The following is a 15,031-nucleotide window of genomic DNA, read 5'->3' on the forward strand; positions in this document are numbered from 1 at the left end:
AGATCGTGATCGCTGCCCAAGACGTCTGGAGGTGTGGTGTTCGACGAGGACGGGTCGCTCGACCCGCTGCTGAAGTTCCTGCTGTATGCGGTCATCGTGCTGGCCGTCGGAAAGATGCTCTGGGAGTGGCTCACCGAGGACGTCGGCCAGTGGATCACCGTAGATCTGTGGGGGCTGATAGCCGATCACCCGTGGTGGACCGGGCTCTTCGTGGTCGGCGGAGTGTCCATGCTGCTCCTGCTCGGCAGAATCCTGTCGTTCCTGTTCGGCGCCAACACCTACGCCAACGCGGACGAAACGTTCGCCGCTCCCTCTGGCGATGCGATCGAAGCGGACGCGCTGACCTTCAAGATGAAGCAGCTTTCGTCGATGAGCGCGACGGGTTTCGGGCAGGCGTGCACTGATCTCCTGGCCCGTGACGGATTCCGGCGTCCGAAGCGGGTCGGGGGCGCCGGTGACCTCGGCGTGGACATCACTGCTCGCGATGACCAAGACCGCCTCCTGATCGTGCAGTGCAAGCAGTATCAGAGCCCAGTCGGGTCAGGCCACGTGCAGAAGTTCAACGGGACAGCCCGCCCGCACCACGGAGCCGACCTCCCGATCATGATCGCGCTCAACGGCTTCACGCAGCCGGCGATCGACTTCGCCCAGCATCACCAGCTCATCCTCATGAGCCGCCCGGAATTGAAACGATGGGCCCACGGCGAGCACCTCTACGACGTCCTCGGCATCCCAAGCACGACACACTGATGCCAGCGCACACGGAGCTGAGTCCGTCCCGGGAGATCCCGCCTAGTGGCCGGTGGTCCCGTTTCGGGCTCAGTCCGGTGCGGCGCGTTGTCATGGAGGTCGGCCCGGCCCCTCCCGGCGAAGAGCTCCCCACCGCGAGGCGGCCTTGGGTCGAGAGATCGTGAGGCGACACACCCACACCTGTGATGACGCCGCGGTCTCCGGCATGCCGGTCCTCCCCAATGGGCTCTCTACCCCAGCCGCTCACCTTCTGAAGCGCGCTTCCTGACGATCCGTGACCTTGCTGCTCGGCGGGTAGGTACTGAGGCTGCCCCGCAAGGCCGCAGTAGCGGACTCACTGCCTCCGAGGCAGCCGTCCGGGCTGACCATCAGCATGAGGAACCGATCAGGTAGAGCGCGGCAGGCGGAAGGTGAGCCGGTCGCGGCAGAGGGTGACCTCTATGTCGATTCCGCTGTCAAGGACGGTGAGCACGTCGATGTGAGCGTCGGCGGGTACCCGCGCCAGGTCCCTGGTTCCGTCGGAGACGGTCAGTGGATCGGGCGTGTCCGTGGCGTCATTTCGAATCCGCACCGCTAGAGGTGCCTCGGGAGCAGCGGCGAAAGGAATTACCTGCAAAGAGCAACGCTCGGTGTCCAACAAGTCGTTGATCAGGCTTCGCTTACGGAATCGGGTGTACTCGAGGAGTTCACCGGTCTCATAGGCGTTGGCGTTGAAGTCGCTCTTCCACCGGTTGATATGGAGATCGGTTAGCCACTGGCGAAGGTCTTCGGGGCGAATGTGTTGGGTCTTGGCCGAACGGCCAATGCTGTGGGCCAGTCGGCGAGACGTGATACCGGCGTTCAGGAGATTGAGGGCGTGGGGGGTGTCCACTCCGTGGCGCAGGTGCCATCCGGCCGTGGACGGGAGCCGGAATGTGGCATGAGCGTTTTCAAGGCGGGCGTTGACAAGGTTGATCAGTGCGCCGAGGGTCCAGGACAGGTAGTGCTCGAAGGTGCTGCTGATATTGCTGACGGTCTGTTCCAGGGCCCACTCGGGCGGAAGCGATGGCAGCCAGTCGGTGGAGAGGTCGGGGATGGAGCGGCCGCCGATCCACGCCGCCACCGCTGCCGCGATGTCGACAGTGATCTTGTTGCTCCTCCCCCTCGGCTTTTCGGTGAAGGTCCAGGCATCCTTGGCCTCGGGGAGACTGAGCAGAAGGCTGTAGACGTTGTGCTGATCAAAGAAGTCCAGGGCTTGTTGAAGCGGCCACTCGGAGGCCAGAGCATCGGCGAGGGCCTCTCCCCAGAAGCCGGGAGGAACCGGTGTGGGAGCTGCCGGATCCCGCAGAAGGAGTACGGTCAGGACTTCTGCAACGGCGTCCAGGGTGCGGGCGGACCTGATACTGGTCCCAGGGGTGGTCCAACGGCGGCGTGCACCTTCATCGGTAGCTGCGTATTCATCAGCGACCTTGACCGCGAGACGCATCCAGCGCTGGGCGAGCTCGTCCGGCAATTGGCGCATGGCCAGAAGTCGTTGGACAGCGGCGAGGGGCGGCTGCTCGGTGAGCGTGGGGATGCGTGAGAGCGCGTCGAGCGTGAACCAGACGTATGAGGCGAAGTCCGCCGCCTGGCTGGCCGCGAGACGTAGGACAGCGTTGGCGCTCTGGGCGATGAGCTCCTCCGCCTCGGCGAGGGAAGCCAGAGCGTCTTCGGATCCGAGCGCGGAAAGTACGTGAAGCCGGTCGGCTCCAGGCTGAAGCAGGCTATAGTCCGCCGTACGCGGATTGCTGTGACGGGTGAGTAGGATCCAGCCTTCACTTTCGCGGCCGGCGCGGCCAGCTCGCCCGACGGCGTTAAGGAGTTGGGCAGGTGGCATCTGAGGTCGTCCCGACCAGCGGTGGGGTCTGCCGTCGTCGACGTCGCTGTGGATGACAACAGAGCGCACGGGCAGATTGACGCCGTCGGTGAGGGTGCTGGTGCAGCAGATCACGTTCAGTTTGTCGTCACGAAGCGCATCTTCGACGGCGCGCAAGACTTCGGCCGGGAGCCTGGCGTGATGGTAGGCGACGCCGTGGCGCGCACAATCAATCAGGGGGTGCTCGGCTCCCAGGGTATCGGCGAGGAATTCGGCCAGTTGTGCGGCGGGAGCGTGTTCGGGCAGAAACTCAGCGACGGCGCGGGCCATCGTCTTGGCCGAGTTCCGTGAGTCGCAGACCACCAGGACGCTGCCAGCTCGTGCCAGGTGGGCGGCTCCGAAGGCGAACAAGGTGCGGTTAGGAACAGATGCGGGTGCTTTGGCACTGGTGTCGCCGGGCGTCTTTTCCAGGTAGATGCGTGTGCCCAGAGGCTCTTCCGGCCGGGTGGTCATCGAGTACGTCTGGCCGGTCGTGGTGGGACGGACACTGATTCGTAGGCCCATCGGCACTCGGAGCTCAGTGGTTCGCGTGCGGTTCGGGTGCGGCGGAAGTGTCCTGCGCACCTGCTGGTCGCGAAAGAGTTCAGGGGTAAGCAGTCCGTGTAGGCGTCGCGGTCCGCGCCATGCGTCGGTGAACACCACTTTCTCTGGGGGCTGTTCATCATCGAGCCAGGCCGCGAGTTCACCGTGGTTTCCGACGGCCGCGGACAGCAACACCAGGCGTGGCGGGCGGGGATGCGCCTGACAGAAGGCGAGGAGCCCTTCGAGGAGGAATCCACGTTCTCCTTGCTGAATGTGATGAGCCTCGTCGATCACGATCAGTCCAACACCGTCCAATGCGGCATGGGCATCTTGGCGCAAGGCGTGCATCAGTCGCTCAGGAGTGGAGATCTCCACGTCGCTATCGGCGCTGGTGAGGGGGGCTCCGGAGGCCGGAAAGTCCGGCTGGTCCGCAGCGAGAGTCCGGCCCAGGACGCGCAGGCGCGAGCGTAGTGCCTGACGCATCTCACGGCCCAGACTTCGCAACGGTGAGACGTACAGCACGCGTTCCGCGTGGTCGGCGAGGTGGGCGCAAATGATGAGCTGCGCCATCAGGGTCTTGCCGGCGCTGGTGGGCACACTGATCAGCAGGCGGCGGGTGTTCTCATCCAGCGGGTTGGCCTTCTTGAGCAGGGAACGTTGCGGCGGCCACAGCGTCATCACCGGTGGATCCGACAGAGCGAAGGTCCGCGCGAGGGCTGGCGGAGATCCGTCGGGCAATAGCCCCTGCAGGCTGTCGGCGGCCAGATCTCCCAAGAACTCCAGCAGGTGTGCTGCCACCCAGCGTGCCGAGCGGTCGGCCATGCCCGCTTCCCCGGTGACGACGTCGCGCAGCCGGGTCCGAGCCTGCTCCAATGCCGGCGCGTCGGCCCGGGTGAGATATCGCGTCAGGTACGCACAGGCGTCGACGACCGCTTCGGCGGGTCCATAGACGGTGCCGTGCAAGTTGGGAGCGTCGGCGAGCTGGGCGAGATCTCTGAACTGAGAACGCCAGCGGCGCAGCAGTTGGGCGAGACGGCGACGCTGCATCCCCAGGAACGCCACTGCGGCTTCGACGGCGAGTGTGTCGAGGTGGCTCGACAGGGCCGCCTCAGTGATCAGAAGGGAGTCTGTCTGGTCGATCTGGCGGAAGACCGCGGTGGCGTTGGGGTCCTGCTCGCAACGCCGGTAGCCGATCTGTGCGCCGAAGGCCATGGCCAGGCGCCGGGCTCGGATCACTTCCGGGGGCTGCGCGGATGATGGACGTTCTGCTTCCGCGTCGACAGAGAATTCGGCGGCGCGGATCTGGTGCCGGGGATCGCCCAGAGCCAGCTCGAGGATGTGGGCGCTGACGGCAAACGCGTGTCTACGCCGTACCGGGTCATACAGCTCAGTGCCCTCTGCCGCGGCGGCCACCCCGTGCAGGTACCAGGCGGTGCCGAGAAGCTGATCCGGCACCTCCGAATCGGCACGGATCGCTGCGACTTCGATGTCGGCGATCAGAGCGGCGAGTTGTTCGGGGGAGGGCAGGATGCCGGTCTCATGGACACCCAGTGCTTGAGCCAGGATCTGTGGATCTACAGTGCGCTCCACACCAGCTCCTGTACGTGCTCGGCGAATTCCGCGAAGTTGTCGATGGCGATGACGAGCCCTTCCAGCGCACCGGGATGTGTCAGGTGCGGGATGTGAGTGTGCGAGGTGGTGAACGCCTCGGTGGGTGCTGCAGAGGTGTTGGTGGCCACGCTGACTCCTGCGCCGCTACTGGGGTGGCCGTCGATCCACATCTCGACCATCTGACTGACGAACGCACCGAGATCACCCGCGAACTCGCGGTCTGCCCAGGCCGTCTGGGACAGCACGTACGCGGCGCCATTCTCGCTGAGCTGCTGCCAGGCGCCGGTCACGGTGGCCGTGATCGAGTCGTCCTTGCCGGTGTACTTCTTCATTTCCCAGAGCCGGAATACCAGTTCCGGTCCCGAGCCGCTTCGGGTACGCCGGATGATCAGCCCGTCGCCGCCGCCGTCGTTGACGTTCACTTTCGGCTCAGCCAAGTACTCAGTGGTTCGACCCGGCAGGTCAGGCGTCTCGAGAGCAAGTAGGTACCACAGCCACTCACCGACATGGCCGGGGACGCCGTGGTGCGGCTTTGCGTTTGGCTTCGTCTGAGGCTTGAAGACGGGACTGGCGAACTCCTTGATCAAGCGCTGCTGGCGCGGGTCGAGTGCTGCTTCACCAAGCGCCACTGCTCGCCAGAGAGCGAAGACATGCGGCAACTTGCGGCAGCGCTGTCGCATCACCGCCTCGGCGACGATCCAGGCGATCGCTGCGCGCTCTTCTGGGACGAGTCCGGCCAGCGAGGCGAACTCCCAAGGGCACGGCTGCTGCACACCATGGCGCTGTCGCTTCGTGAACGCGGTGATCCGATTGCCGTGCCGTGCGGCGAGCTTCTGACCTATAGAAGGGGGGACGCGGCCACCATTGCCACCTGCAGTCGCCATGAAGGTCGCGTGTCTCCCACCCGCGGCTGACTAGACGTTGGGCCTTAGGGAGCAAGCCGCTCAGCAGCCCTGGGCGCGTCCGAGGGTAGCTGACGGCTACATGCCCTGGCGCGCTGTCCGCCGTGAGTACGAGGTCGTGGTGCAAGGCGCCTGAGGTCTGCCAGTCGCAAGCTCCCCAGGGCCGGGACGGCGAGGGAATGGGCTACCTCTCCGTCGAGCACCGCGACGACCCGGCGGACGGCTGTCCGGTCGCTGCGCTCGCCACCGACATCGCGCGCGAGGTCGGTGGCGCGAGGCCCGTCGCGTCTACGTCGACGGGGTGGCCGACTTCGCCGAATTCCTAGCTAGAGACGACCAGGACGGCATCGTCCGCCTCTGCACCCTGTTCGGTGCGCTGGTCCTATCCCGGGCCCTCAAAGCTCCCCGCGCTCCGGGGAGATCTTCGCCGCCGCGCACGCAGCCTTGACTGAAGCAGTCTGATCAAGGGTCCGATGCCGGTGCACATCGACCGCGCTCGAAGGCTCCTTCCCGCTCAGTAGGATCACCGGCAGAGCGGGGCGGGAGGCGCACGGGGTGGGGAGCAGCGGTATGGCAGCGGGGGGTCGGCGAGTGTCGGCGGAGCGGGTGCGGGAGCGCCGTAGGGCCGCGGTGCGCAAGCGCGTTCACGACAAGGCACTGGTCGAGGTGCGGGGCTGTCTGCGGGACTGGGACGACGGCCGGGACGCGGCACGCGAGGCCAAGGCGGTGGCCGAGACGATCATCGCGCCCGAGTACGAGGGTCGGGTGCTCATCGAGTTGTTGCAGAACGCGCACGACGCGCACCTGGCCGGCGCCGCCGACGGACGTATCGAGATCCGGCTGGACGAGGACGAGGGTGAGCACGGCACCCTCTATGTGGCCAATGGCGGCAAGCCGTTCGGCGGCAAGAACTTCAAGGACCTGTGCAGCATCGCCCTGTCCAGCAAGCGTGCCGACGCCGGGATCGGCCACAAGGGCGTGGGCTTCAAGAGCGTGCTGCACCTGTGCGACGCGCCCGAGATCTACAGCGTGGCCAGGGAGGGATCCCGGGTCCCCGACGGGTTCACGTTCCGGTTCGCCCGGCTCGATGACTACGACGCGCTCGCCCGGGAGGTGGCACCCGAACGCGTCGGTTTCGCCGACTACTTGAAGGAGAACCTGCTCACGCTGAAGGTGCCGGTCTTCCTGGAGGAGGCACCGAAGAGTGTCCACAACTTCGTGCGCCGCGGCTTCGTCACCGTCGTCCGTCTGCCGCTGAAGTCGGCCGACGCACGCTCGGCCGCCGGGGCGCAGGTGCGGGAACTCATGGACGACAGCGCCCCGTTCGAGCTGTTTCTTGACCGTCTGGAACGTGTCCGGCTGGAGCGGCGGGTCGCAGGGAAAACTCGGGGCAAGACGTATGACCGCCAGGTGGAGGTGCTGCACCAGGCCCGCGGCCTGAAGGTGCAGCAGGTCACCTTGCGCCGGCGGATGCGACTGATCGTCGTCTGCGGGAAGGCCAACCCGGACCGCGCCCGGGAGGCACTCACCGCGTCGATCGAGAAGAGCGGGATGCGACGCGACTGGATGGCCTGGGAGAAGAAGGCCGAGGTACGCGTCGCCGTACCGGTCACCGATCCCCTGCGGGAGGGGCGGCTCTACGCCTTCCTGCCGATGGGCGAGCAGATTCCGGCGCCCGTGCGCGGCTTCGTCCACGCCCCGTTCTTCGCCGAGATGAACCGGCGCTCGTTCAACGAGGCGGTGCCGTGGAACGGCCTGCTCCTCGACACCGTGGCCGAGACGTGTGCCCGCGCGGTGCTCGCCACGGCCGAGGGACGGGCCCCCGTTCCCGCCGGAGCGCTGGTCGACCTGATGTGCTGGCGGTCGCCCACAGCACTGACCCGGCTCGCCTCCTCCTTCCAGCGGCTCGGTCACGGGATCGCCGAGGTGCCGCTCATCCCTGTGATCGCCACGGCGTCCGGCACGCGCACCTCCCTGCACCGGGCAGTGCTGTGGGAACGCAAAGAACACGCCACGGCTTTCACCCCGCACGCGGTCGCCGCCAGTGGGGTCACCGAACTCCTCGACCCGCAGCTGCATTCCGTACGGCTGCGGCGGCTGGTGTCTCTCGCGAGAAGTGTGGGCACGCGCCTCGAACCGCCGCCGGAGCGCCTCGCCTCCTGGGCGGAGCGGCTCGCTGAGGCCGCCGCCCGCGCCCCCTTCGACCCTGGATGGTGGGCGGACTTCTACTACGACCTCTCGCAGGAGTTCCCCGACGGCTCGGACCTGACCGGCAAGCGGATCATCCTCACATCCGAGTCGGCGTTGCCGGCACCGGCTGGCAGGGAAGGCGTCTTCTTCGACCGCGAGTCCCCGCGGGGCGGCCCCCTTCCGGCCCTGCCCGACGGGCTGTCCGGCCGTCTGCACTTCGTGCACGAGGGCATCGCCTGGACCGGCAAGGGCCGCAAGCGCAGAGCGCAGGGCCGCACCTGGCTCAGGACCGCCAGCCTCGTCCACGAGTACGGAGCCGACCGGGTGCTCGAGGTCGTGGCCGCGGCACTGAGGGCGGACGGAGAGGGCGGAGTCGAGGACGGCGTGCGCCTGGCCTGCCTTCGCTACGCCTGCGCGGTATCCCACGCGCTGGAGACCGAGGGGCGCAGGGCTCCGCAGCTGAAGGATCTCCGCGTACCGACCCGCGGCGGCTGGCAGGAGGCGAGCCGCGCCATGTTCGGGCCGGGATGGCCCGGTGAGCACTCTTCCATCGATGACACTCTGACCCGGTTCCTGGAGCGCGCCCGGGGACTGTCGTCCGTACTCACCCAGACGGAGCAGCGGCTCCTCCCGCGCCCCGAGGAGCTGTGCGGGGACACGCTCCCCGTCGAAGCCATGCGGCGCTTCCTCGAACGGCACGACGTCGCTCACGGCCTGCGTCCCCGGCACGAGGTCTTTCGCACCGAAGTGCGAGGCCAGGACCTCAACTGGCCCGCCCGGTTCTGGGTTCCGAACCGGCGGGATCTGCTGCCGCAGTGGCGGACGACCGCCGAGCGCTGGCCGAACCGGCGGCGGGTCGGTTACCTCAAGGTGGCCTACCACTCACGCGCCCATTCCGCGGACGTGCTGCCCGGACAGGACGACTACGCCGCCTTCGGCGAGGAGGACCGCAGGCTCTACGCGGAACTCATCGTGCACGGCCTCGCCTTCTCCTGGCTCGACTCCGCGCTGGAGATGCATTTCGTACGCCACACCGACTCCGCGGGCACCCCCTGGCCCACTCCGCTGGCCGCCTTCCTCGCCCAAGCGCCGTGGATCCCGCAGACCACCGTCCCAGGCGCTCCCGCTGAGGGGATCGTGTTCGCCACGGCGGGCCGGGCCTGGTGGTGGCAGGGCACACAGTCCCCGCCCCCTTTCCTCAGCGTGGTGCCCGCGACCTTGCGCAGCAGGCGGTCCGCCAAGCTCGTGGCACGCCTCGGCCTGCTCGGCATCCGCTCCTGGGACGACCCCGGCACCGCGCTCGACCGGCTCAGCCATCTGCCCAACCTGGTGCAGGCCGGCCCGCACCTGCGCGAAGGCAGGCACGCGCACGAGATCGGGCAGGAGTACGAGAAGGCGTGGGCCCAGCTGCTGCCCGCGAACGGCGGCACACGCACCACCGACGGCGGGCCTGCCACGCCACCGCACCGGCTGCTGGTCCACCGGGCCGGTGCACTCGAACCCCTGGACGCGGCGGAGACGGACGAGCCGGTCTTCGTCCCGGACCCGGACGGCGCCCAGAACCGGGCCCTCCTGGACCGCGTCCCGGTACCTGTGATCCCGATCAGGGACAGGGCGCTGGGCGCCCGGGTCCACGCCTTCCTCGACCAGGGGACGACGTTCGACGTCCAACGGTGCGGCGACGCCACACACGACATCCAGGCCGACGGGCTGCCCGTCCGTGAGGCGATGCGCCTGCCGCTGACCCAGTACGCGGGCCCCTGGCTGCTCACCCTGGTCGCGGCCCTGGTGGAGTTCGACGAGGAGCGCGCGTCCCGGACGGAGCCCGTGACCGTGGCCGAGGCGACCACCCTGCTGCGCCGCTGCGAGGTGACCGTGGCCGACGAGGCCGTCGTCTGGATCGCCGGACACCGTCTCACCGAGAACGGCACGGACCGCGCCCTGCTCCACCCACACCCCGACCGGCCCTGTGTCGTCGTCATGCACAACGGGGCGCGCACCGGCTGGCGGGTGCTCCGTACCGCCGCACCCGCCCTGGCCGCTCTCATCCGCGCGCCCTACCTCGCGGACATCCTGTGGAAGGCACTGACCCGGCTGGAGGAGCGGGACCTGAAGACGGACGACGTTTCCGAGGAGGATCTCGCGGACGTCCTGGAGCTACGGCAGCACCAGCTGCGCGTAATCCTCGCCGAGCGCGCCTCGCAGCGCTCCGGCAGCGCGCGGCTCGTGCCGCTCCTCGCCTGCCTCTACCTCGACCTCGCGGAGGAGCTCCAACAGCGCGTCGAGGAATTCCCCGACCGTGCAGCCCTCCTGGCCTGGCTCACCGCCCGCACCGGCGCACCCGACGCGGAACGCCTCATGCGGCTCCTCGACGACGACGATCCGGAACGGCAGCTGAGGGCCCTGTCCGTAACCCTGGCCGAAGCCAACCGCGCCTGGCGCGCACTGAGTCTGCCGCAGATCGACAACACCGACCGGCACGAACGGCAGTTCGCGACCTGGCTCCAGCGAAACCGTCCCGCACTCGCCGAGCGAATCAGGGACGCCCACGCCGACGTCCACCGCTCCGGCCGGTCCCTGGCCGCCTACGTGCGCCTGCGGGGCCTGCCCACACTCGCGCCGGACCCGACCTGGCACACGACACTCTGGGACCTCACCGACCAGCTCCTCCAAGCTCACGCGGACGCCTGGCTGACCCGATCGCTCCCCGCACAACCGCCGACGTCCCGCGCGCTGCCGCCGCTCACCGAGGTCCGCGAAGCATCCACCACCGCTGTCCACCAGCACCTGCCGCGTCTACGGCAGCTGATCCAGGAATGGCAGCGTCTGCACCCGACGAGCCACACCGTGGTGCCGCCGCCCCCGCAAGAGGTGCTACGAGCGCTGGACGACGAAGGGCTGCTGGACTTCGAGGTCCTATCCACGAAGGCGTTGATCACCTGGCTCAGCCACCACGGCCACTGGCCGACGGACATGCCCCTGTCGGACCGGCGCGCCCAACTCGGGCTGTCCCCGACGAGCTCGTCGGCGCCTGCCGGGAACAGCGGCACGGCCGCGGGCACAGGCCAGTCCGGAGCACCCGTGCCCGGCCCCCAAGTGGCTCTGAACGGCAGGCTCGTCCCGGCGGGCCCCGACGACCTGGCCGCACTGGCCCGTGAGGTGGCCGCGGACCTGACACCGGAACAACGCGCCACTTCGGCCACGGCCGTGACCACGCTCGCGCCCCGCATTCCCCGGCCGCGCACCCCGTCACAGCCCGGAACGGGATCGCAGGGCGGTTCCTACCAGGCCGCGGGCAACGACCAAGACCGCACCGTGCCGGTGGGCGTAGCGGGAGAGGCGGCGGTGGCCGCCTGGCTGCACAAGCAGTTCGGCGTCGAACCACAGGACTCATGGAAGTCCAGCCTGCGCGTGCACGGACTCGCCGGAGCACAGCCGGGGGACGACCGGCTCGGCTACGACTTCCTCATCCACGACGGCGACGCGACCTACCTCTACGAGGTCAAGGCGTCCACGGGCGACAGCGGAGAGATCATCCTGGGCGAGTCGGAGGTACGACGCGCTTCCCGGCTGGCCCCGGGCGAGACGTACTTCATCGTGTACGTCTCCCATGTCTTCGACCGCGACCGCCGCGCCATCACCGTCCTGCCCAACCCATTCGGCGCCCCGGACCTCGCAGGCTACGAACTGGTTAGCACCCAGCTGAGGCTCCGCTTCAACATTGGCTGAACCAATAAGTTCGGGCCCGGCTGGCTGTGAGACGTCGGCCTTGTTGACGAGCTTGGCAAGCATGGGTTGGACACTGAGTGGGCACGGCCGAGCCGAGCCGGTGGCTCCGCACGGTCACGCGGCGCTGCGCGTGGAGGCGGAAGCGGAGCCCGTGCAGGGGGCCAACCGCCTGGCGGTCGTAAAGCCGCCGAAGGTGGAGTATGTGCAGAGCTGGACGCCGGTGATGACGAGCAAGCTGGAGGGGCCAAAGTGAGCGAGATCAGGCGCGACGAGTGGGTTGGGATGACCAAGTCCGCCAGGAGGTACGAGCCGTTTTGGGAGAGCGTCCGGGTGGCGGAGGCGCAGGGTCGTCCGGTGATGCACGTCGTTAAGGTTGGCAAGTTCATCATGCAGGCGTCCACGGACATCGAGCTCGCCAAGCTGTTCGCGGAGCACCAGATCTTCGACCAGGACGAGGTCGGCGAGTTCGACTGGGTGCCGGACGAGTTCGAGGTGCTGCATCTTCGGTTCAAGAACACGCGGACTGGGGAGTGGGAGTCCACCATCCAGTCCATCTCGACGGTGCCGGCGCTGCCGGAGGTGCCGAAGTGAGTGAGCCGCAGGGTCCCGGCCCTTCGTGGTCTGCTTGCTGGCCATCAGGCGACTCTCTCATCGAAGGAAAGCCCGCCGTCGATGACGCCGAGGATGCCGTCATAGGTATCCAAACCCGGCTGCTCGCACTGCACTTGGTCGGCAAGGGCCAGCCGCATGCGAGCCTATTCGCGGCTGGCTATCGCGGCCGCCGCGTGGGTGGGATCGGTGCAAGAAGCCATCCCACACCTCAAAACGGTGTAGCGCAGGCACGCGCGTCGGGGGCGCATTCCGCCCGAGCCACCGTCTGATCTCACTGCTGTACAGTCCGCCGACGTGTCACTGTGCGCGAGGGAGTTGGGGGCCTCTAGTGATCGGATTGCAGATCCCGGAGATCTACTGGGACGACGAGAATGCTGTGAGTCTGCTGGTCGAGTACTTCACCCGACGACGGTCAAGCGGTGACCTGTTCTATTCCGGCGCGCACTTCGAGCGCCTGGGCGGGGGCGGCGACGCCGAGCATGTCGCAGACCGCTTCGACAGCAACGACCTGTTAGCCATCACCATGCTCAACGTCTCCCTGGAGCCGCATGGGGCGATCAACTTGCTGACCGACCCCGACGGGCACTGGGCGCGCCTGCTGTCGCTAATCCCTCGTGACGCGCGCCTGGAGAATCCTGGAAGCGATGCGCTCATGGAGGAGGGTGGACCTGCGTGGGAGTTGTGGGAACGCCTAGCTGGCACCAAGCACTACCCAGGGAAACCCGACGGCAGCGGCCCGGTTGTGGCAGGTAAATTGCTGGCCCGCAAGCGGCCGCACCTCATCCCCATCTACGACATCCGCATCAAGCAGCTATTCGAGCGACCGAAGGTGGACCACTCCTTCTGGGCCGCGCTGTCTGCGGCCCTGCGGGTGGACAACGGTGCCTTCCATGATCAGTTGATCCATCTCCGCGGCAAGGCGGGTATCGGTGAGGACATCGGCGTCCTGCGTGTGTTCGACGTCATCGCCTGGATGCTCCAAGGTCGGCAGGCCCAGGTCGCGACGAACTGAGCCCTGAGGTGGAGTGGTGGGAAGGCACATGCGGAGGCCGATGGGGCACCGAGGGCGGGCGAGGCTAAGCGCAGACACATTGAGCCCTACCGGGCAGATGTCCCGGAAGAGACCAGGCAGCCCAGTGAGCTGCTCTGATGGGTGGTTACGCGCTCCTGACCTGGTGAATGAACTTTCGGCTGTTTCACGCTCATACCCGTTGATGCAGCCGGAAGTCCCAGAAAAGTCCCTGAGCACTCCCGCTGCCCGGAGCCACTCTTTCGGTTCTATGCAGAGTGTGGGGACGCAGTGCCGCCAGTGCCACGTCAGTGGTAGTTGTTTCTGACCGTGCTGATTCTCGGCGTGATCATGGTGCGGGTGTTGGTCCGCGCGCCAGCCGCCTGGCTGAACTCCTGCCAGGTGCGCGGTTCGGTGGTCACGGGCTGGCCTTCTCCGAGGATCCCCTGAACGAGGCCCGTTCCGAGAGCGGAGAGGCGTTCGAAGAGCCAATCCTCAGCCACGAGCAGGTTACTGACCTTGCCGGTGGGCCGGCTGTGGGTCCGGTGCTGGACCTGATGGGTGCCGTTGGTGTCGTACCAGAACGGTCTGCTCGGATGCTGGCGCAGGCTGGCGCCGTCCATGAGCCAGTAGCTCAACAGGGCGACGTGACCGGTGCATCGATGGAGCAGTCGTAGCCGGAATGGGACCAGCTGTAGTCCTGGGTCGCCGGCCAGGCGCTTACGGGCTTTCCTCCCGGGCCTAGTTGTATTGCCCTGTGAGGTTGGGGACGCGGCTAGCGGGTGGTTGGCCCTTGAGCGCGGTGTGTCCGCGGTGGTGATTGTAGGTGTGCAGCCAGTCGGGGAAGGCGTCGCGTCGTTCCTGTTCGGAGCGGTAGGGGCGGGCGTAGGCCCACTCGTCGAGCAGGGTGCGGTTGAAGCGTTCGACCTTGCCGTTGGTCTGGGCCGGTAGGGCCGGGCTCGCTTGTGGCTGATCCCGGCCGCCGTCAATAGGTCTCGCCAGTCGCGGGAGCGGTAGCAGGCGCCGTTGTCGGTCAGGACCCGTCCAACGGTGATCCCGCGGGTGAAGAACGCCTGGGCTCGGGTCCAGAAGCCGGTGGCGGTCTCCTTCTTCTCGTCCGAGTGGATCTCGCTAGGCCAGGCGCGGGTGGTCGTCGACGGCGGTGTGCAGGTAGCTGTAGCCGGCGTTGGCGCGGGTCTTGCGGCTTGCTTGTCGGCCGAGGACCTTGTGGCCGCCGCCGTCGGGGATGTTGCCGAGCTTCTTGATGTCGACGTGGACCAGTTCACCGGGGCGGTCGCGCTCGTAACGGCGTATGACATGGCTGGTTGTCCGGTCCAGGTGGGTGAGGCGGGCCAGGCGGTATCGGGTCAGCACATGGTGCACCGTCGAGGGAACGGGTCGCAGCAGGTAGATGCGGGCCGGTCCTCAGCGGCGAAGGACGGGGACCTTTATGGTCCGGCGCTCGGTGCGGGTCGGGGTACGTCGTGGGGTCGTGTGTGGCCGGGAGGACCGGTCGGTCATGCCTGCCTCGCCGAGCCGGCGGTAGCGGTCAGCCCACCGCTTGGCCGTGCTCACGGAAACCTGGAAGCGTTCCGCGGCCCGCCGCTGGCGCCGCGCCTCGCGCAATGCCCTCGGCCGTATGAGCACGCGAAGGCAAGTCGGCGGGGCGAACTGCGGCCACTCGATCAATCGGAGGAGCAGATCGACATGAGCCAGCAGATGCGGTCAGGTAGACCGTGTATGACAGCGACGCAGGAGGCGAGGCTGTGCGCTGGCAAGGGAAGGCTCCCACCTTCTGCACGCAGCCGAAGC

At 67.7% G+C, this 15,031-nt stretch carries 7 protein-coding genes and 2 pseudogenes; 5 read left to right on the top strand and 4 right to left on the bottom strand.

Features of this window, described 5'->3' with window-relative positions; all coding sequences use genetic code 11:
• The first annotated feature begins 36 nt into the window (after window positions 1-36).
• Entirely contained in the window at window positions 37-750 is a 714-nt protein-coding gene (locus tag FHX78_RS31345; RefSeq protein ID WP_145870757.1) for a restriction endonuclease, read from the top strand.
• 385 nt (window positions 751-1,135) lie between these two features.
• On the opposite strand, the gene FHX78_RS31350 is transcribed toward FHX78_RS31345, so the two are convergent.
• Entirely contained in the window at window positions 1,136-4,756 is a 3,621-nt protein-coding gene (locus FHX78_RS31350) for a DEAD/DEAH box helicase (protein WP_145870758.1), read from the bottom strand.
• Entirely contained in the window at window positions 4,741-5,661 is a 921-nt protein-coding gene (locus FHX78_RS31355) for a hypothetical protein (protein ID WP_145870759.1), read from the bottom strand. Before FHX78_RS31355 ends, FHX78_RS31350 begins: the two co-directional genes overlap by 16 nt.
• 203 nt (window positions 5,662-5,864) lie before the next feature.
• Here FHX78_RS31355 and FHX78_RS37665 point away from each other — a divergent pair.
• From FHX78_RS37665 to FHX78_RS31375, 4 genes and pseudogenes are all read left to right on the top strand, one after another.
• A pseudogene (locus tag FHX78_RS37665) lies at window positions 5,865-6,141 on the top strand (TetR/AcrR family transcriptional regulator); the annotation flags it as partial.
• A 108-nt stretch (window positions 6,142-6,249) separates the two neighbouring features.
• Window positions 6,250-11,598 (top strand): sacsin N-terminal ATP-binding-like domain-containing protein, encoded by a 5,349-nt coding sequence (locus FHX78_RS31365; protein WP_145870760.1) that lies wholly within the window; start codon window positions 6,250-6,252, stop codon window positions 11,596-11,598.
• Between the two features lie 249 nt (window positions 11,599-11,847).
• On the top strand, window positions 11,848-12,189 hold the full coding sequence (locus tag FHX78_RS31370; RefSeq protein ID WP_145870761.1) for a hypothetical protein: 342 nt from the start codon (window positions 11,848-11,850) through the stop codon (window positions 12,187-12,189).
• 349 nt (window positions 12,190-12,538) lie between these two features.
• Window positions 12,539-13,222 carry a DUF6308 family protein gene (locus tag FHX78_RS31375; RefSeq protein ID WP_145870762.1) on the top strand — a complete coding sequence of 228 codons (684 nt, stop codon included), beginning with the start codon at window positions 12,539-12,541 and terminating at the stop codon, window positions 13,220-13,222.
• Window positions 13,223-13,527: 305 nt separating this feature from the next.
• On the opposite strand, the gene FHX78_RS31380 is transcribed toward FHX78_RS31375, so the two are convergent.
• Entirely contained in the window at window positions 13,528-13,857 is a 330-nt protein-coding gene (locus tag FHX78_RS31380) for a hypothetical protein (protein ID WP_145870763.1), read from the bottom strand.
• Window positions 13,858-13,960: 103 nt separating this feature from the next.
• Window positions 13,961-14,866, bottom strand: a pseudogene (locus FHX78_RS31385) (IS481 family transposase).
• Window positions 14,867-15,031 lie beyond the last annotated feature (165 nt).

It is taken from the genome of Streptomyces capillispiralis (genome assembly GCF_007829875.1).
GTDB lineage: Bacteria > Actinomycetota > Actinomycetes > Streptomycetales > Streptomycetaceae > Streptomyces > Streptomyces capillispiralis.

Bases quoted from the DNA above. Each gene is read 5' to 3' on its own strand.
- FHX78_RS31355 (WP_145870759.1), bottom strand. From the start codon at position 5,661: ATGGCGACTGCAGGTGGCAATGGTGGCCGCGTCCCCCCTTCTATAGGT.
- FHX78_RS31365 (WP_145870760.1), top strand. From the start codon at position 6,250: ATGGCAGCGGGGGGTCGGCGAGTGTCGGCGGAGCGGGTGCGGGAGCGC.